This window comes from Caulobacter sp. FWC26 (genome assembly GCF_002742645.2).
Taxonomy (GTDB): domain Bacteria; phylum Pseudomonadota; class Alphaproteobacteria; order Caulobacterales; family Caulobacteraceae; genus Caulobacter.
The window spans coordinates 1082273-1099724 of sequence record NZ_CP033875.1; the positions used below are offsets into that span (position 1 = coordinate 1082273).

Sequence of the window (17452 nt, forward strand, 5' to 3'; positions counted from 1 at the left end):
CTGGGTCAATCCAGCTGGAGACCCCGCCATGAGCCAGACCCCGCAGATCGTGATCGCCCTGTTCCCCGGCGTCACGCACCTGGACTTTACCGGACCGCACCAAGTGCTGTGCCGATTGCCCGGCGCCAAGGTGACGGTGGCCAGCCTAGCGGGCGGTGAGATCGAGGCCGACGGCCTGGTCTTCGCGCACCTGCCCAAGCTGTCGGACATCGAAGCCTGCGACGTGCTGATTGTGCCGGGCGGCTTTGGCACGACCCAGGCGATGGGCGACCCTGACTTCATCGCCGAGATTAGGCGGCTGGCCGACGGCGCGCGCTATGTCTGCTCGGTCTGCACTGGCTCGCTGGTGCTGGCGGCGGCGGGCCTGCTCAAGGACAAGCGCGCGGCCTGCCATTGGGCCTGGCGGGACCAACTGGCGCTGTTCGGCGCCATCCCCGACGCTTCGCGGGTGGCGCGCGATGGCCGCTACATCACCGGCGGCGGGGTGACGGCCGGCATCGACTTCGCCCTGACCCTGATCGCGGAGCTGGCCGGCGACGAGGTGGCCCAGGGTATCCAGCTGGCGGTGGAATACGCGCCCGACCCGCCGTTCAATGCGGGGCGTCCGGAGACCGCGCCGCCGCAGGTGCTGGAGCGGATCACCGCGCTTTACGGCAAGGGGATGGACGACCGGATGGCGGCCGCGAAGGCGGCGGCGGCGGGGCTGTGAAGTCTGAGCTCAGATCCCGTGTCATCCCGGGCGGCGAAGCCGACCCGGGACCCAGGGGCCAAGCGCAGTGAGGCTGCCCCTGGGTCCCGGCTCTCCGCGCTACGCGCTGCGGCCGGGATGACACGGTTGTTGAGGTGGGGGGAGCGCCAGCCTCACCCCACCTTCACGCCCGTCATCGAGATGGCCGCGAACACATCATCGTTGAAGAAGCTGACCGGATCCCCGGGCGCCTGGGCGCCCAGTACATAAAGCAGCGGCAGGTAGTGTTCGGCGCTGTTGATCGCGGCCTCGGCGTCGGGGCCGAGGGTGCGCCAGTCGATCAGCGGATCGTGGTCGCCGGCCAGGATCAGGCGCTTGGCGGTCTCGTTGAAGCGGTCGGCCCAGGGCGGTGCTTCAGGGCGGCGGAAGTCGGCGGCGCGCAGGTTGTGGACGATATCGCCGCTGCCCATGATCAGCACGCCCTCGTCGCGCAGCGGGGCCAGGCGCCGGCCGGCCTCGTAGTGCCAGCGGTCGCTCCGACCGCGATCGAGACTCAGCTGGACGACGGGAATGTCCGCTTGCGGATACATCGGCGCCAATACGCCCCAGGCGCCGTGGTCGAGACCTCGCGTCGGGTGCTGCACCACGGTGTCGGGCGCCAGCAACTCCGCCACCCGCGCGGCCAGGGCCGGGTCGCCCGGCGCCGGATAGCGCACGTCGAACAGGGCCTGCGGGAATCCGAAGAAGTCATGGATCGTTTCGGGCGCGGCCGAGGCGCTGACGGCTGAGGCTCCCCGCGTCTCCCAATGGGCGCTGACCATCAGGATCGCCTTGGGGCGGGGAAGCGCGGCGCCCAGCCGCGCCCAGTCGCGGCTCCAGGCGTTGTCCTCGATGGCGTTCATCGGCGAGCCGTGGCCGACGAAGAGGGCAGGCATGCGGGACATGAAGATCCGGCCTTATCAGAAACAGTATAAGTTACAGATAGTGGCCGCGACGCCATGGCGCAAGATGACGTTCGGGTGACGGCTTCCGCGCCTGGACGCGCTTTGCTATGCGGCGAGCGTGACCGCCGCGCCGCCCCAGATTCCCCCGGACGTGACCCCTGTTCCGACCGAGCCGACGGCTCAGTCGGTCAGCCATGCGCCGGTGCGGGAAAACGTGCGGGGCGGGGCGCTGGACTTCCTGCGCTTCCTGGCCTCGCTGCTGATCGTGGTCTACCACTATGGCGCCGAGAGCCCGATGCGGATCGAGCGCTTCGCCCAGGTGTTCTCGCGCGGCTTTCTGGCCACCGACTTCTTTCTCATCCTGTCAGGCTATGTGCTGGGCAGGGCCTATGGCGCCTCGACCCTGAGCGGACGGCTCAGCACGCCACAGTTCTGGGTGCGCCGCGCGGCGCGGGTGTGGCCGGGCCATCTGGCCGTGCTGGCCATGCTGGTCGTGCTGGTCCTCGTGCTGAACGCCATCGGCACCGACGCCCACAAGCCCAGCCGCTTTGCGTGGGACCAGCTGGCCCCGCAGGCGCTGCTGGTTCACGCCTGGGGCTTTCCCAGCGACGGCTGGAACCTGCCCAGCTGGAGTCTGTCGGCGCTGATCGTCTGCTACGCTCTGTTCCCATCCTTCTGGCGCGCGGTCAGCAAGATCCGCCACGCCTGGCTGCTGCCGCTGCTGGGCCTCGCCATCTTGGCCGCCTTCGAGGTGCTGGCCGAGACCGTCTTCGACCAGGGCCTGGCTGACCTGCGCTTCCAGTTTGGGGTGATCCGGGCCCTGCCGCTGTTCATTCTGGGTGTCTGCCTGGCGCGCACGGTCGACATGCGCTGGCCGTCGGAGAAGGCCGCCCACGCCCTGCTGTGGGGCGGGGTCGCCCTGCTGGTGATCACCCAGCCGCTGGACCGCTACGCCTTGCCGGATCCGCTGCTGTTCGACGCCCCGTCGCTGCTGGCCATCGCCATGATCGTACTGGGCGCGGGGCGCCTGCCGGTCAAACGTCCGCGCCAGTGGATCGAGGAAGGCGCCAAGCTGTCGTTCGCCCTCTTCATCACCCACATCTTCGTCGGCGTGATCTACTGGAGCGCGGTGCATAAGCTGATCGACACCGTGCCGATCGGCATCGGCTGGCAGTGGCTGATGTGGCTGGCGGGCTTTCCGATCGCCTATGGCGCAGCCTGGCTGTTCCACCGCTATGTCGACCAGCCGCTGCAGGACCGCATCCAGCCGCTGTTGCGGCGGACCTCCTGAACGCCGACCTCCCCGGCGAATGCCGGGGTCCAGGTCGAAACCCGAGGACATCGCTCTGTAAGCTCTGAGCACAGGCGGGCCCACCCCAGCCGCTCTTGATGGATCTGGGCCCCGGCATTCGCCGGGGAGGTCGGGGGACATGATGGGCGTTCGCTTGTCGTCCACCGCCCTTCTCACTGCGTAACAGCGTTATCGATCGCCGCTGGAGAACGCCATGCTGGTCCTGATGCTCGCCCTGTCCCTGCAAGCGGCGACGCCGCCGGCCGCCCCCTTGGCCGGGGACTGGGTCGTCGACCTGTCGGCGACGCCGGCCGAGCCCTACTACAAGGGCATGAGCCTTAAGCTCGAAGCCGACGGTACGGTGACCGGCAGCTTCTACGACAGCGAGATCCAGGCTGGGCGCTGGAAGACGGCCGGCGGCCGCACCTGCGCCAGCTTCCGCACCACCGACGGCGCGGGGCCCTACCACACCAGCGTCTGCCAGGGCGCGAGCGGGCTTGAGGGGCAGACCTGGGCCGAGCACCGCAACTTCGTCTTCCTTTGGCGCGCCAAGCCGGCGACGGCCGAGGACCGCAAGGCGAAATGGTGGTGACGCAGGGGGCGCTTTCCACAGTCTCGCCCATTCGATAAGTCACCCAGCCATGACCAGACTGATCCCCCTGCAAGGCGTCGAGAACTTTCGCGACTTCGGTGACTACGCCGCAGGCGCGGGTCGGCTGAAGAAGGGCGTCCTGTTTCGCGCCGCCCACCAGGCCGAGGCGACTGACGAGGACCTTTCGCACCTATCCTCGCTGGGGATCGCGACCCTGGTCGACCTGCGACGTCCGAACGAGCGTGAGCGTGCGCCGTCGCGGCGGTGGGACGGCTTTTCGGCGAGCGTCATCGAAAACTTCCTGGGCGCGACCGGCGAGGATCCCTGGCACACCTTCCTCAAGGAGTCGGATCTCTCCGAAGCGTCGATCCACGCCTACATGGACGAATACTACCGTCGCGCCCCGTTCAAGGCGCGGCACCTGGATCTGTTCAGCCGCTACTTCCAGGCGGTCGCGAAGGGCGAGGGCGCGGTGCTGATCCACTGCGCGGCGGGCAAGGACCGCACCGGCATCCTGGCGGCCCTGACCCATCATATCGCCGGCGTGTCCGACGAAGACATCATCGACGACTACCTGCTGACCAACGACCCGACCCGCTTCGAGCGGCGCGGCCATATCTTCCTGAACAACATCTTCGAGATGACCGGCAAGCGTCCAACCGAGGCGGCGATGCGGGCGGCCATGGGTGTGGAGGCTCGGTACCTGGCGGCGGCCTTCGCGGCGATCAAGGATCAGTACGGCTCGCTGGACGGCTATCTGGAAAACGCCGTGGGACTGGACGCCAAGACGCGCGAGGCGGTGGCGGCGCATATCCTGCTTTAATCGGTAAGGTGACAAACGCCCGTTTAACCGCCAACCTCGCCTGACGGCCCCGTCAGAGGGCCGGTCACCGGGGTCAGGGTATGAGTGAGTTGGCGGGAACGCCTCCGGGCTTGAGCGATGTCGCGGGCGCGGAGGGACGGGAAGACGTCCTCACCCCGCCGCCGACTGGAAAGCTGTCCAAGGGGGCGCTGAGCTGGATCCTGCACCAGGGAACCCGCGACCCCTATGTGATCCTGGTCACCATCTATGTGTTTGCACCGTACTTTTCGCGAGTGCTGATCGGCGATCCGGTCAAGGGCCAGGCGACGGTCGCCGACATCTCCACCACCTACGGCCTGCTGACGGCGCTTCTGGCGCCGATCCTGGGCGCCTCAATCGAGCGCTATGGACGGCGCAAGCCGCTGATGGCCCTCGGTCTGGCGATCATGGTCCCGCTGCTGTTCGCCCTGTGGTGGGCGACGCCCGGCGGGCTGCCGGTGGGGCTGATCGGCGTATTCCTGATCATCCTGGGCGTCGTCTACAACTGTGGCGACGTGCTGCAGAACTCGCTGCTGTCGCGAGCCGCCGAGAAAGGCCAGGAGCCGGTGCTGTCGGGTCTGGGCTATGCCGTCGCCAACGGGCTGTCGGTGGCGCTGCTGATCTTCGTGATGTGGGCCTTCGTGCTGCCCGGGCAGGTGTCATGGTCGTTCGTGCCGGCCGCGCCCTTGTTCGGCTTGAGCCAGAGCGCCTATGAGCCCAGCCGCATCGTCGGACCGCTGGCCGGGGCGGTCATGCTGCTGGGCGCGATCCCGTTCTTCCTATGGACGCGCGACGCGCCGCCCACCGGCCTGCCGTTCGTCGCCGCATTGAAGGAAGGCTTCCGCCTGATCCTCGACACCTTCAGCAATCTCAAAGGCCACGCCGACGTCGCCAAGTTCCTGGGCGCACGGATGCTCTATTGCGACGGCATGACCGCGCTGCTGATCTTCGGCGGCCTGTTCGCGGCGGGGCTGATGAAATGGGGCGAGCTGGAGATGCTGGCCTATGGGATCTCGCTGTCGATCTTCGGCGTGCTGGGCGGTCTGCTGGCGCCGTGGCTGGATCGGGTGCTCGGCCCTCGCCGCGCTATCCAGCTGGAGGTCGGGGCCTGCATTCTCATCCTGATCGCCATGCTGGGCATGACCCGCGAGCAGATCCTCTATGTCTGGCCTTGGGACGCCAGCCAGGGCGTGCTGTGGAACGGACCTCTGTTCCGCACCCTGCCCGAGGTGATCTATCTCTGCCTTGGCCTGCTGATCGCCGTCTTCGTCACCGCACAGTACGCCTCGAGCCGCACCCTGCTGGTGCGCCTGGCCCCACCTGATCGGATGGCGGCGTTCTTTGGCCTTTTCTCGCTGTCGGGCACCGCGACCATGTGGGTCGGCTCGCTGCTGGTGGCCCTGGCCACCAAGCTCTTCGACAGCCAGGTGGCGGGCTTCATCCCAATCGCGGGCCTCCTGGCGCTGGGGCTGCTGGGGCTGTTCACGGTGAAGGGCGGGGGACGCGAGGCTTAGGGGGCGCGCACTGGCTTCGACCCGTCGACCCCGCTATCACCCTTCGCATGCGCCACGTCGCTTTCCTCACCGCCCCCTGGCGCGAGCCGGTGTGGGCGCTCGCGCCGTTCCGGGATGAGGCCTACGCCTGCGCGCTGGTCACGGGCGGCGCGGGGCGGTGGTCGTACCTGCTGCGCGCGCCCGACGCGACGCTGGCCCTGTCGGAGAAGGACCCGGCCGATCCCTTCGCGGCCCTGACCGAGCTGGTCGGCCCCCGCCAGCCCGACCATCCCCAGGGGCCGCCGTTCCAGGGCGGCGTGGTGGGCCTGGGCGCCTATGAGCTTGGCGACCGGGTCGAGCACCTGGGGCTGGCGCGCACCGACTGGCCGGACCTGACCTGCGCCCGCTACCCGACCTTGCTGGCCTTCGACCATCACGTCCGTCAGGTGGTCGCGGTCGGCCGGGGCGAGACAGAGGCCAAGGCCAAGGCGCGCGCGGCGGACGCCCTGACCTGGCTGGACGCGACCACACCTGACAGCGTCGAACCGGTCGGCCCCCTTTGCACCGACCTGATCGCCAGTGACGCGAACGCCTATGAGGCCGCCGTGGCGCAGGTGGTCGAACGCATTCTGAGCGGCGAGATCTTCCAGGCCAATATCGCCCGCGCCTGGACGGGGCGGCTGGCGGCGGGCGTCGATCCATTCGATCTGTTCGTGCGCCTGCGCCAGCAGAGCCCCGCGCCGTTCTCAGCCTATTGGCGCCTGCCGGGCCGAGCGCTGGTCTCCAATTCGCCCGAGCGGTTCCTGAAGCTGGATCCGTCCGGCGCGATCCAGACCCAGCCCATCAAGGGCACGCGCCCGCGGGGCCGCGACGCCGCAGAGGACCGCGCCCTGGCGGCCGAGTTGCTAGCCAGCGACAAGGACCGGGCCGAGAACCTCATGATCGTGGATTTGATGCGCAACGACCTGGCCCGGGTGGCGCCGCCGGGCAGCGTGCGCGCGCCGACCCTGTTCGCGGTCGAGAGCTTCGCCAACGTGCATCACCTGGTCTCGACGGTCACGGCGCGATTGGCGCCGGGCAGGGGTGTCGCCGACCTGTTGCGGGCCAGTTTCCCGCCGGGCTCGATCACCGGCGCGCCCAAGGTCCAGGCCATGAAGGTGATCGCGCAGTTGGAGTCGCCGCGTGGTCCCTATTGCGGCAGCCTGTTCTGGGCCGGTGTCGATGGGGCGTTCGACTCCAGCGTTCTGATCCGCACCGTGGCCCTGGTCGAGGACGGCCAGGGTTGGCGGCTGGAGGCGCGGGCCGGGGCGGGGATCGTCGCCGACAGCGACCCGCGCGGCGAGCGCCGGGAGACCGAGGCCAAGATCGCGGCCCTGAAGATGGCGCTGACCCAATGACCGCTTTGGACTTCATCCCGTGCGACGACCGTGGCCTGCTGCTGGGCGACGGACTGTTCGAGACGATGCTGGCGGTCGACGGCGTGATCGCGCATCTGGCCGCCCATCTTGACCGGATGGCCGCCGGCTGCGCCGCCATGGGCCTCCCGTTTGATCGCGACGCGGCCGAGCGGACGGCGCGCGCCGCCACGCCGGCCGAGGGGCGTTGCGCGGTGCGCCTGACTCTGACCGCCGGCTCGGGAGGGCGAGGACTGGATCGTCCGGACGCGCCGGCCCTGCGCCTTTTCGCAACCGCCGCGCCATCGACCGCGCCGACGGGGCCGGCGGCTCTGATCGTGGCCGCCACCCGCCGCAACGAAGGCTCGCAGGCCGCGCGGCTGAAGACCCTGTCGTATCTCGACAGCGTTCTGGCGCGGGCCGAGGCCCGTGCGCGCGGGGCCGATGAGGCGGTGATGCTGAACAATCGCGGCGAGGTGGCCTGCGCGGGGGCGGCGAACCTGTTCTGGCTGGCCGGCGGGCGATTGTTCACCCCCCGCCTGGATTGCGGCGTGCTGGCGGGGATCACCCGCGCTCGTGTTCTGGCGCGAGAGACAGTCGAGGAGGTCGCGGTCGGGATCGATGCTCTGGAGCGGGCCGAAGCCGTGGTGCTGACCAACAGTCTGATCGGCGCTCGCCCGGTGTCACGCCTGGAAGACCGCGTATGGCCTGAACACCCGCTGGCGGCGCGCCTCAACGCGGTGCTGGGGCTATAGCCTGGCGGGTTGGTCGACCAGGCGCGCCCTAGCGCGCGACGGCGAAAATGGTGGCCGGTTTCGGCGCCGGCTACGCTCTAACTCTATGATTTAGAGTTTTTTCGCGGCGAAGTGCTTCCGTTTGACGCGAAAGGCTCTAGCTCGACGTCGACCACGAGATCGTTTCGACCTTTCGTGGGCGCAGATAGAAGGTTCGCTGAAAGGTGATGCTGGTCGGCAGCACCAACTTGATCGGCGAGGCGTAGACGTAGCTCGCCCGGGCCATGATCACGCTCTTGCTGGCCGGAAGAACGCCGACCGGAACATCGGTCAGCACCGTTCCCTGTGTGGGGCAGTTGCTCATCCCGCCGGCGGAGGCTTGCGACCACGCCACGGTGTCCCTGCCGGTGGCGTCGGAGGTGACGCTGGCGACGCACATCTTCAAAGGCGCAGACGGGAACGGCGCCATAATGATCGTGCCGATCTTGAAGACATCGGCCATGCTGTTCGGACCGGTCTGATTGCTCTGGGCCACCAGGTCGCCGATCTGGGATGCGATGTTGGACAGGCGCCGCTGGGCCATCATCGCCTGGGTCATCTCGGCGAGGCCGCAGTACATCACGATCAGCACCGGCGCGATCAGGGCGAACTCAACCGCCGACACGCCGCGCTTGTCGCGCCAGAAGCGGGCAAGGGGACGCCGCGGGCTCATTGATCGTAGGGCTCGTTGGTGAAGGAGGTCGCGGCGTAGATGATCCGCTGGCCGTTGGAGGTCTGAAGGCCGGTGTTGAGCAGCGGCGTGATCAGCGGCCAAGTATAGTAGGCGCGGACCAGGACGATGGAGCCAGACGTTCCGGGATTCCAGCTCATGGTGGTCGGCACCGTGCCGTTCGTGGCCGAGGTGGTGCCGGTCGAGTAGTCGGCGAACGTGCGCACGTCCAGGCGCAGCGCGGTCGTGCAACGAGACCCCAGCCAGTCCATCCGGTTGCAGACGGCGGTCTTGAATGCGGCGGCGTCGCTGCCGGCGGTCTGGACTTCGCCGGTCCGGATGGTGCGGCCCGCGTCGATGACCGCGCTCTCCAGGGTGATAGAGACCAGGAAGACCAGGCCCAGTTCGATGATCGCGAAGATCAGCATCAGGAAGGGGATGGCCACCAGCGCGAACTCGACTGCGGTCGCGCCCTGTTCGGCGCGCGCGAAGCGGCGGGCCGAGCGGGCCAGCCGGAGACGAGCGCGAGCGAGGAGGAAACGAGAGGCCATGCGTCGGGCGGTCCTGCTTTCAGGCGCACGCTAGCCGAACGATCCTAACCACAGGTTATGACGGGCCCGCCAGGACGCGCCGTATAAAGAAGTGCTGGGCGGGTTACGGGGCGCCAGGGCCCAGGCGCGTGCACTGGGGCGCACAGGCGTAGGTGCTGGCCGTCGCGCCGCGATAGACGGTGACGCCGCCGCCGCTGTTCTCGGAGACCACGACCTGCCGATCGGCCAGGGGACGGCCGCCCGCTCCGAAGGCCAGCAGGCTGGTGACGCCCGGACGCTTGCCCAGCACGACGAGCGTGCGGTCGTTGACGAGGCTGACATCGGCGATGGTCGGATCGCCCACCACGACATCGCGCACGGGGCCGGTCAGGGTCATATAGGCGGCCTGACCCGCCGACACGGGCAGGTCCATCGGCGCCGAACCCGGCGTCGTGGTCACCAAGATCTTGTCGGTCGGCAGGACTTGCGCACTGGCGGACGCGCCCGAAAGGGCCGCGAAGACGGCGATGACCAGCGATAGACGGCGCATGATGGTTTCCGATCCCGGATCCGAACGAACCCCAAGATCATTTTTATTGGTCAATAAAAGACTAAAATCCCTGAGTGTGCGACCAAGCGCCGCTTGAGAAAGTCCTTGAATCAAAAGGGCTTGGCGGCCTTCGTGGCGGGCATGGTTAAGAGTAAATAACGGTAAATACAAATAAACCAAAAGAAAATCGCCGTAAACTATTCGCTGTTTACTGGCCATTAATTGCAGTCGGCGAAATTGATCGTGTTTTCGGGGGTGAGCAAGTCGAACGGCTTGAGAGCCTCAAATCAACTAGCTCTGGTTTAGGAGACCAAGTCATGACCAAGTTCGTCACTCGCTTCCTGAAGGATGAATCGGGCGCCACGGCCATCGAATATGGCCTGATCGTCGCCCTGATCGCCGTGGTCATCGTGACCGCCGTCACGACCCTCGGCACCAAGCTGAACCTCGCCTTCACGAAGGCCGGCACGGCTGTGTCGACGGCGGCTGGCACCTAAGCCACCCGCTTCACACTCGAAAAGAAGAGGGTCGAGGCTCCCGCCTCGGCCCTTTTCTTTATTTCCGGCCCCTCTTTACTTGTCCGCCGGCGCGCCAAGAGCCCGGCGAAGAAACCATTGCTTCACGGGTCCGGCTCCAGAGTAGCGTGAACGCAACAAGGCCCGTCTTGTCTCCATGCAGGCTCTCCAGATCCCGCTGCTGCTGATCTTTCCGGCCCTGGCCATCGTCGGGGCGCTGAAAGACCTCACCAGCTACACGATCCCCAACTGGATCTCGCTGTCCCTGATCGCCGCCTTTGTTCCCGCAGCCCTGGTCAGCGGCGTCCCGCTCGGCCAGATCGGGCTTTGCCTGGCCGTTGGCCTGGGCGCTCTGGTGCTGGGCATGGGGATGTTCGCGGCGGGCTGGATCGGCGGAGGCGACGGCAAGCTGTTCGCCGTCTGCGCCCTGTGGCTGGGCTGGCCGGCGGTGCTGCCGTTCATGCTCTACACGGGCCTTGCGGGCGGCGCTCTGACCTTTGCGATTCTGGGCCTGCGCTCGGGCTGGCTGGCGCCGGCCGTGGCGGGCGGGCCCGCTTGGCTCCGCAAATTGGGGACGAACGGCGGAGACCTGCCCTACGGCGTGGCCATCGCTGTCGGCGCCTTGGCGGCCTTCCCGCAAGGCGCTCTGGCCCACGGAATCCTGGGTTGAGGCCTCACCGCCGCTGACTCCTGGCGCGACAGCCTGTCGCGCGATCGACGCCTTCCAGCGGCAAAACTTTTAGCAGGCGTTAACCATGCGGAGGCCACCATGGGGCGTGGCCAGAAAGGCTGACTGACGAATCGTGCGCGCTTGCCGGACCGGCGGCCGTGCGGCTCACCCTAGAGTTTCAGCCTGCTCATGAGCCCCGTTCGCCTATTGATCGTCCTGATCGCCGCGGTGTCGGCCATCGGCCTGGCCGTGGTGCTGCAGCGCGCGTTGGGCGCCAAGCCGGCCGCGCCGACGGGCCTGGTCGAGTCGTCCGGCCCGGCCGCTCCGCAAGGCAAGCCCATGACCCAGGTGCTCGTCGCCAAGCGGGATCTGCCGGTCGGCGCGCGCCTGGTCGCCGCCGATGTGGGCTGGCAAGCGTGGCCCAGCGACTCGATCAACACCGCTTTCATCACCAACGGCGCCGCGCCGGCCTCGCCGGACGGTAAGGTCCAGGCGGCCAAGGCCGTCGTCGCCGCCACCGCCGACCAGATGATCGGCGGCGATCCCGCCAAGGTGGTCGAGGGGGCGATCGTGCGCGACCCGATCCTCGTCGGCGAGCCGATCACCCCGCGAAAGATCGTGCGGGGCGGGGAGGGCGGTTACCTGTCGGTCGTCCTGACGCCGGGCAAGCGCGCCATGTCGGTGCCGGTCAGCTCCGACACCGCCGTGGGCGGCTTCATCCTGCCTGGCGACCGGGTCGATGTGCTCACCACCCGCGAAACACCGGCCGCCGGGGACGCCGGCGGCAAGGTTACGGTGGCCGAGACCGTCCTGCAAAACATTCGCGTCCTCGCCCTCGACCAGGCCACGGCCGCCGAGAAGGACGCCAAGTCGATCGTCGCCGCCACCGCGACGCTGGAGGTCGGCCCGGTCGAGGCCGAGACCCTGGCCCGCGCCAAGGCCGGCGGCGCCATAAGCCTCGCCCTGCGCGCCTACACCGACATGGGCGGCCCGTCGGGCGTGACCCACGTGGTCGCGCGCGACGACTCCACGGTTCGCATCAACCGAGGCGGCCAGACCAGCAGCGTGGCGGTGCGCCCATGAGCCGCCCGGCGTCCGCTCTTCCCGTGAAAGCCCCGATGTCCGCTTCGCGTCGTCTCGTGACGGTTCATGCCGTCGCCCTGCTGGCGCTGGCGCCGGCCGCCCCCGTGTTCGCCGATGGTCCCGTCGGCGGGTCGCACACCTATCGGCCGCCGGCCAGGGTGGTTCGCGAGGTCGCGCCGCCCGCCCCCGCCCCGGTGATGGTCCGCGCCGAGGATCAGGTCGCCCGCGTCGTGATGACCGCCGACCAGAGCGCCGCGACGCTGGAGCTGGCCAAGGGCAAGTCGGCGATCGTCGAACTGCCCAGCGAGGTTCGCGACCTTCTCGTCACCAATCCGCAGATCGCCGATGCGGTGCTGCGTGACAAGCGCCGCATCTACATCGTGGGCCTGGCCGAAGGCACGACCGACGCGGCCTTCTTCGACGCCGCCGGCCGCCGCATCCTGTCGCTAAGCATCCGGGTCAGCCAGCCTGTCGATCAGCTCGCCGCCATGCTCGGCAAGATCATGCCTGACGCCAAGATCAGCGTCTCGCCTATCCGTGACAGTGTGGTGCTGAGCGGCGTGGTCCGTAGCGCCTCGGAGTCGGAAAGCGCCGCCCGGATCGCCGCCCAGTTCGTCGGCTCGCCGGAGAAGGTGCTGAACATGATCAGCGTCGCCGGCAAGGACCAGGTGATGCTGCAGGTCCGCATCGTCGAGGTGCAGCGCAACGTCATCAAGCAGCTGGGCGTCGACCTGAACGCGGTGATCGGCCAGCTGGGCGAGACCCAGTACACCTTCGGCATGGCGCCGGGCTATGGCGTCAACGGCAGCCTGCTGGGCGGGTTGACCGGCGGCTACAAGATGGACACCACCAAGCAACCGGTCATGCAGACCCCCTGCACCGGCCCTGGCTGGAATCCGGGCTCGCTCTGCCCCGTGGTGGTGCGCAGCGGCGGTAACTCCGACACCGCCACGATCCAGAACACGGCCGGCGATCCGGGTCTGAACTCCGCCAAGGGCATGATCCAGGCGTTCGAGCGCGTGGGCCTGGTGCGCACCCTGGCCGAGCCGAACCTGGCGGCTGTGTCGGGCGAGGCCGGTCACTTCCTGGTCGGCGGCGAGTTCCCCGTTCCGACGGGCAGTGACCAGAGCGGCAAGGTCACGATCGAGTTCAAGCCCTACGGCGTGGGTCTGGGCTACACGCCGGTGGTGCTGTCGGGCGGCCGCATCTCGCTGAAGCTGTCGACCGAGGTGTCGGAGCTGACCAGCCTCGGCGCCTTCACCCTGAGCGCCGGCACCAACGCCGCCGTGACCGTTCCGGGCCTGTCGGTGCGCCGCGTCGAAAGCACGGTCGAGCTGCCGTCGGGCGGTTCGCTGATGCTGGCGGGCCTGTTGCAGCAGACCACCAAGGAAACCATCGACTCGCTGCCGGGCATGACCAACATGCCGATCCTGGGGTCGCTGTTCCGCTCGCGGGACTTCCTGAACAACCAGACCGAGCTCGTGGTCATCATCACCCCCTACATCATCGACCCCACCAAGCCGCAGAACCTGCAGACGCCGGCCGACGGGCTGCGCTTCGCCGGGGACATGAGCACGGTGCTGCTGGGTCGGCTCAACAAGGTGGTCAAGGCGCCGGCCGGCGCCAATGCGGGGCGCGCCTATCAGGGCCCCGTGGGCTATGTGATCGAGTAGGACGCCGCCATGACGCTTCGTATTCTGGTCAAGACCGTCCTCGTTGGAGCCGCCGTGCTGGGCCTCTCCGCCTGCGCCTCGACCCCGCCCGATCAAGGCCCCAGCAAGCTGGCCGCCACCGAGACCCAGCAGTGGATGGACCGGATCAGGGTCGACTCCGCGCCGGACGAAATCCTGCTGGCCGTCCATGCCGGCGGCCTGTCGGCCAACCAGTCGGCGGCGCTGGAGGCCCTGGTCTCGCGCTGGATGGAGGCCGAGGCCCGCGAACTGGTCGTCGCCGCGCCCAACAACGCCGGCGCCATGGCCATCCAGATCCGCGATCGCCTGGCCACGCTGGGCGCGGGCTCGCGGGTACGGATCATCGGCGTGGACCCCGCCGCCGCCGATCAGGGCGCGATACGCGTCGGCTTCCTCCGCTATGAGGCGCGGCCGATCAAGTGCGGCCAGCATTGGGAGAACCTGACGGCCACCCGCGACAACGGCGTCACCGAGAATTTCGGCTGCGCCATGGCGGCCAACATCGCCGCTCAGGTCGCCAATCCCGAGGACCTGCTGCGGCCGCGCGACATGACCCCCGCCGACACCGGCCGTCGCGACACCGTCCTGGGCAAGTACCGCAAGGGCGAAGTCACCAGCTCGGCCAAGGATGACCAGGCCAGCGGCGTCGTCTCGAAGGCGATCCAGTAATGCGGCCGACCGACAACGATCCCTTCGACCTTGGCTTCGACGCCGCCGACGAGTTCACGACCGGCGCGAACGATCCCTGGCGCTCGTCAGCGCCGTCGCTGACGCCGACCGGCGGCTTTGAAGACCCGTTCGCCGACTTCCCGCCGGCCAGTCCCCGCGACGACGCCCCTCCGCCCGCGCGGTCGCCGCAGGCGGCCCCGCCGACCACGCGTCCCACGCCCCAAGCCCGACCCGTCCAGCAAGCGCGGCCGGTTCAGCCGTCGGCTCCGGTCATGACGCGTGATATCGGCGATTTCGATCGGGCGCCCGAGATGGCTGCGACCGCCTATCCCGAACCGATCGCCGACAGCGGCCTTGGCGATGCGGCGATCCCGCGCATCACCATCCACGCTTTCTGCGCGCGACCCGAGACCGCCGCCCTGATCGAGCAGGCCGCCGCCGATCGCCGGATGGCGCGCGCCTCGACCATTGTCCGCGACGGGGGTCTGGCCGCAGCCGTCGACTACTACCAGAACCAGCCGACGCCCTCGTTGGTGATGGTCGAGACCCTGGATGGCGCCCAGCGCCTGCTACACATGCTCGACAGCCTGGCCCAGGTCTGTGACCCGGGCACCAAGGTGGTCGTGGTGGGCCAGACCAACGACATCGCCCTCTATCGCGAGCTGATACGCCGGGGGGTCAGCGAATATCTGACCCAGCCGCTGGGCCCGCTGCAGGTGATCCGCGCGGTCGGCGCGCTCTATGCCGACCCAGCGGCGCCCTTCATCGGGCGGCAGATTGCGTTTGTCGGCGCCAAGGGCGGCGTCGGCGCCTCGACCCTGGCCCACAACTTCGCCTGGACCATGGCCGAGAACATGCAGACGGCCACGGTGCTGGTCGATCTGGACCTGGCCTTCGGCACCGCCGGCCTCGACTTCAACCAGGACCCGTTGCAAGGCGTGCTGGACGCGCTGAGCCAGCCTGATCGTCTCGATCCGGTGCTGATGGACCGGATGATGGTGCGTTGCGGCGACCGCCTGTCGCTGTTCGCCGCGCCGGCCTCGCTGGACGGCGATTACGAGTTCGGCGCCGACGCCTTCGAGGAAGTCACCCAGAAGATCCGCGGCGCGGCGCCCTACGTGGTGCTGGACCTGCCGCACGTCTGGAACGCCTGGAGCCGCCGGGTGCTGATCGGCTCCGACGAACTGGTCGTGGTGGCCACGCCGGACCTTGCCAGCTTGCGCAACGCCAAGAACATCATCGACCTCGTCCGAGGTTCGCGGCCCAACGATGCGCCGCCGCGCCTGCTGTTGAACCAGGTGGGCGTGCCGGGCCGGCCGGAAATCCCGGTCAAGGATTTTGGCGAGGCCCTGGGCGTCCAGCCCTCGCTGGTGCTGCCGTTCGATCCCAAGCCCTACGGCCAGGCGGCCAACAACGGTCAGATGCTGGCCGAGGTGGCGCCGAAGTCGAAGGCTGCCGAGGGCCTGGAGCATCTGGCCCGCCTGATCAGCCGGCGCGAGCCGCCGCCGCAGCAGAAGTCGTCGTTGTTCTCGGGCCTGTTCAAGAAGAAATAGATGTTCGGCAAGCGCGACCCGTCAGCCTCCGGCGATCCTAAGGCGCCGCCCCCCGCCCCAGCGGGCGGCGCGGCCATCGCCACGCGGCCGCAGCGCATCGAGCCGGTCGCCGCCCCCGAACGCAAGGCTCCAGCGCCAAAGGTCAACGGCCCGGCGCCCAAGGCGACCGCAGGCCTGGAGCAACTGCGCGCCGCCCAAGGGCAGCCGCAGACCACTCACATCGTGCGTGAGCAGAGCGACTACTACCACGCCACCAAGACCACGATCTTCAACGCCCTGTTGAACACCATCGACCTGAGCCAGCTGGCCCAGCTCGACCAGAAGCAGGCGGCCGAGGAAATCCGTGACATCGTCGCCGAGCTGGTGGCGATCAAGAACGTCTCGATGTCGGTCGCGGAACAGGAGCACCTGGTCCAGGACATCATCAACGACGTCCTCGGCTATGGTCCCCTGGAGCCCCTGCTGAGCCGCGACGACATCGCCGACATCATGGTCAACGGCGCGCATCGCGTGTTCATCGAAGTGGGCGGCAAGGTCCAGCTGACCAATGTCCGCTTCCGCGACAATCTCCAGCTGATAAACATCTGCCAGCGGATCGTCAGCCAGGTCGGCCGTCGGGTCGACGAAAGCAGCCCGATCTGCGACGCCCGCTTGCCCGACGGCTCGCGCGTCAACGTCATCGCCCCCCCTTGGCGCTGGATGGTCCCACCCTGACCATCCGGAAGTTCAAGAAGGACAAGCTGACCATGAAGAACCTGGTGGAGTTCAACTCCATCAGCCCCGAAGGGGCGCGGGTTCTGGGGGTGATCGGCGCCTGCCGCTGCAACATCGTCATCTCGGGCGGTACAGGCTCGGGCAAGACGACGCTGCTCAACACCATGACCGCGTTCATCGACCCCACCGAACGGGTCGTAACCTGCGAAGACGCCGCCGAACTGCAGCTGCAACAGCCCCACGTGGTGCGCCTGGAAACCCGTCCGCCGAACCTGGAAGGCTCTGGCGCCGTCACCATGCGCGACCTGGTCAAGAACTGTCTGCGGATGCGTCCCGAACGCATCATCGTCGGCGAAGTCCGCGGTCCCGAGGCGTTCGACCTGCTGCAGGCCATGAACACCGGCCACGACGGCTCGATGGGCACGCTGCACGCCAACAGCCCGCGCGAGGCGATCAGCCGTATCGAGAGCATGATCACCATGGGCGGCTACGGCCTGCCTTCGAAGACCATCAAGGAGATGATCGTCGGCTCGGTCGACGTCATCATCCAGGCCGCGCGCTTGCGTGATGGTAGCCGCCGCATCACCCACATCACCGAGGTGGTTGGCCTGGAAGGCGATGTGATCGTCACCCAGGACCTGTTCGTCTACGAGATCACCGGCGAGGACGAGAACGGCAAGGTCGTGGGCAAGCACCGCTCGACCGGCATCGCCCGTCCGCGTTTCTGGGATCGCGCCCGCTACTACGGCCTCGAGCGCGAGCTGGCCGAAGCCCTCGACGCGGCGGAGTAG

At 68.3% G+C, this 17452-nt stretch carries 16 protein-coding genes and 3 pseudogenes; 14 read left to right on the forward strand and 5 right to left on the reverse strand.

Translation table 11 applies throughout. The annotated features are described in order from the left end of the window. The first annotated feature begins 28 nt into the window (after positions 1 to 28). On the forward strand, positions 29 to 709 hold the full coding sequence (locus CSW63_RS06640; RefSeq protein WP_062098418.1) for a DJ-1/PfpI family protein: 681 nt from the start codon (positions 29 to 31) through the stop codon (positions 707 to 709). Positions 710 to 726: 17 nt separating this feature from the next. Here CSW63_RS06640 and CSW63_RS24110 read toward each other — a convergent pair. Both CSW63_RS24110 and ygiD read right to left on the reverse strand, forming a co-directional pair. Continuing rightward, positions 727 to 833, reverse strand: a pseudogene (locus tag CSW63_RS24110) (hypothetical protein); the annotation flags it as partial. Positions 834 to 861: 28 nt separating this feature from the next. After that, positions 862 to 1632 (reverse strand): 4,5-DOPA dioxygenase extradiol, encoded by a 771-nt coding sequence (gene ygiD / locus CSW63_RS06645; protein ID WP_099503876.1) that lies wholly within the window; start codon positions 1630 to 1632, stop codon positions 862 to 864. Between the two features lie 118 nt (positions 1633 to 1750). On the opposite strand from ygiD, the gene CSW63_RS06650 reads away from it, so the two are divergent. The 6 genes and pseudogenes from CSW63_RS06650 (at position 1751) to CSW63_RS06675 (ending at position 7998) form a co-directional block, all read left to right on the forward strand. Then, complete coding sequence (locus tag CSW63_RS06650; protein ID WP_062095822.1) at positions 1751 to 2923, forward strand: acyltransferase; 1173 nt, start codon at positions 1751 to 1753, stop codon at positions 2921 to 2923. A 202-nt stretch (positions 2924 to 3125) separates the two neighbouring features. Beyond that, complete coding sequence (locus CSW63_RS06655) at positions 3126 to 3515, forward strand: hypothetical protein (protein ID WP_062095820.1); 390 nt, start codon at positions 3126 to 3128, stop codon at positions 3513 to 3515. Between the two features lie 49 nt (positions 3516 to 3564). Then, positions 3565 to 4338: a tyrosine-protein phosphatase gene (locus tag CSW63_RS06660; protein ID WP_099503874.1), complete on the forward strand. Its 774-nt coding sequence runs from the start codon at positions 3565 to 3567 to the stop codon at positions 4336 to 4338. An 80-nt stretch (positions 4339 to 4418) separates the two neighbouring features. Further along, the gene (locus tag CSW63_RS06665; RefSeq protein WP_062095816.1) at positions 4419 to 5870 is read left to right on the forward strand and encodes an MFS transporter; all 1452 of its coding nucleotides are present in this window, start codon (positions 4419 to 4421) and stop codon (positions 5868 to 5870) included. A 10-nt stretch (positions 5871 to 5880) separates the two neighbouring features. Further along, positions 5881 to 7246: pseudogene (pabB, locus tag CSW63_RS06670) on the forward strand (aminodeoxychorismate synthase, component I). Then, on the forward strand, positions 7243 to 7998 hold the full coding sequence (locus CSW63_RS06675; protein WP_062095812.1) for an aminotransferase class IV: 756 nt from the start codon (positions 7243 to 7245) through the stop codon (positions 7996 to 7998). Before pabB ends, CSW63_RS06675 begins: the two are co-directional and overlap by 4 nt. A 136-nt stretch (positions 7999 to 8134) precedes the next feature. Here the strand turns inward: CSW63_RS06675 and CSW63_RS06680 are convergent, their stop codons facing one another. From CSW63_RS06680 to CSW63_RS06690, 3 genes are all read right to left on the reverse strand, one after another. Then, a complete protein-coding gene (locus CSW63_RS06680; protein WP_062095811.1) occupies positions 8135 to 8689 on the reverse strand; it encodes a TadE/TadG family type IV pilus assembly protein in 555 nt (184 codons plus the stop codon). After that, a complete protein-coding gene (locus CSW63_RS06685; protein ID WP_062095809.1) occupies positions 8686 to 9237 on the reverse strand; it encodes a TadE/TadG family type IV pilus assembly protein in 552 nt (183 codons plus the stop codon). Before CSW63_RS06685 ends, CSW63_RS06680 begins: the two co-directional genes overlap by 4 nt. 103 nt (positions 9238 to 9340) lie before the next feature. Continuing rightward, a complete protein-coding gene (locus CSW63_RS06690; protein WP_062095807.1) occupies positions 9341 to 9766 on the reverse strand; it encodes a pilus assembly protein N-terminal domain-containing protein in 426 nt (141 codons plus the stop codon). 317 nt (positions 9767 to 10083) lie between these two features. Between CSW63_RS06690 and CSW63_RS06695 the strand changes: the two genes are divergently transcribed. The 7 genes and pseudogenes from CSW63_RS06695 to CSW63_RS06725 all read left to right on the forward strand — a co-directional run bounded on the left by CSW63_RS06695 (position 10084) and on the right by CSW63_RS06725 (position 17452). After that, entirely contained in the window at positions 10084 to 10263 is a 180-nt protein-coding gene (locus CSW63_RS06695) for a Flp family type IVb pilin (RefSeq protein ID WP_062095805.1), read from the forward strand. Positions 10264 to 10438: 175 nt separating this feature from the next. Beyond that, a complete protein-coding gene (locus tag CSW63_RS06700; protein ID WP_062095803.1) occupies positions 10439 to 10951 on the forward strand; it encodes a prepilin peptidase in 513 nt (170 codons plus the stop codon). 189 nt (positions 10952 to 11140) lie between these two features. After that, entirely contained in the window at positions 11141 to 12034 is an 894-nt protein-coding gene (gene cpaB, locus CSW63_RS06705; protein WP_062095801.1) for a Flp pilus assembly protein CpaB, read from the forward strand. Beyond that, positions 12031 to 13707 (forward strand): type II and III secretion system protein family protein, encoded by a 1677-nt coding sequence (locus CSW63_RS06710; RefSeq protein ID WP_062095799.1) that lies wholly within the window; start codon positions 12031 to 12033, stop codon positions 13705 to 13707. Before cpaB ends, CSW63_RS06710 begins: the two co-directional genes overlap by 4 nt. Positions 13708 to 13716: 9 nt before the next feature. Beyond that, positions 13717 to 14394: a CpaD family pilus assembly lipoprotein gene (locus CSW63_RS06715; protein WP_062095798.1), complete on the forward strand. Its 678-nt coding sequence runs from the start codon at positions 13717 to 13719 to the stop codon at positions 14392 to 14394. Beyond that, positions 14394 to 15947, forward strand: a complete 1554-nt coding sequence (locus CSW63_RS06720; RefSeq protein WP_062095796.1) for an AAA family ATPase — start codon at positions 14394 to 14396, stop codon at positions 15945 to 15947. The genes CSW63_RS06715 and CSW63_RS06720 overlap by 1 nt, the downstream gene beginning before the upstream one ends. Further along, a pseudogene (locus CSW63_RS06725) lies at positions 15948 to 17452 on the forward strand (CpaF family protein). It begins immediately after the preceding gene.

Excerpts from the sequence above, each read along its gene's own strand:
- CSW63_RS06640 (WP_062098418.1), top strand. The coding sequence starts at position 29 with ATGAGCCAGACCCCGCAGATCGTGATCGCCCTGTTCCCCGGCGTCACG.
- ygiD (WP_099503876.1), bottom strand. The coding sequence starts at position 1,632 with ATGTCCCGCATGCCTGCCCTCTTCGTCGGCCACGGCTCGCCGATGAAC.
- CSW63_RS06660 (WP_099503874.1), top strand. The coding sequence starts at position 3,565 with ATGACCAGACTGATCCCCCTGCAAGGCGTCGAGAACTTTCGCGACTTC.
- CSW63_RS06665 (WP_062095816.1), top strand. The coding sequence starts at position 4,419 with ATGAGTGAGTTGGCGGGAACGCCTCCGGGCTTGAGCGATGTCGCGGGC.
- CSW63_RS06675 (WP_062095812.1), top strand. The coding sequence starts at position 7,243 with ATGACCGCTTTGGACTTCATCCCGTGCGACGACCGTGGCCTGCTGCTG.
- CSW63_RS06680 (WP_062095811.1), bottom strand. The coding sequence starts at position 8,689 with ATGAGCCCGCGGCGTCCCCTTGCCCGCTTCTGGCGCGACAAGCGCGGC.
- CSW63_RS06685 (WP_062095809.1), bottom strand. The coding sequence starts at position 9,237 with ATGGCCTCTCGTTTCCTCCTCGCTCGCGCTCGTCTCCGGCTGGCCCGC.
- CSW63_RS06690 (WP_062095807.1), bottom strand. The coding sequence starts at position 9,766 with ATGCGCCGTCTATCGCTGGTCATCGCCGTCTTCGCGGCCCTTTCGGGC.
- CSW63_RS06695 (WP_062095805.1), top strand. The coding sequence starts at position 10,084 with ATGACCAAGTTCGTCACTCGCTTCCTGAAGGATGAATCGGGCGCCACG.
- CSW63_RS06700 (WP_062095803.1), top strand. The coding sequence starts at position 10,439 with ATGCAGGCTCTCCAGATCCCGCTGCTGCTGATCTTTCCGGCCCTGGCC.
- cpaB (WP_062095801.1), top strand. The coding sequence starts at position 11,141 with ATGAGCCCCGTTCGCCTATTGATCGTCCTGATCGCCGCGGTGTCGGCC.
- CSW63_RS06710 (WP_062095799.1), top strand. The coding sequence starts at position 12,031 with ATGAGCCGCCCGGCGTCCGCTCTTCCCGTGAAAGCCCCGATGTCCGCT.
- CSW63_RS06715 (WP_062095798.1), top strand. The coding sequence starts at position 13,717 with ATGACGCTTCGTATTCTGGTCAAGACCGTCCTCGTTGGAGCCGCCGTG.
- CSW63_RS06720 (WP_062095796.1), top strand. The coding sequence starts at position 14,394 with ATGCGGCCGACCGACAACGATCCCTTCGACCTTGGCTTCGACGCCGCC.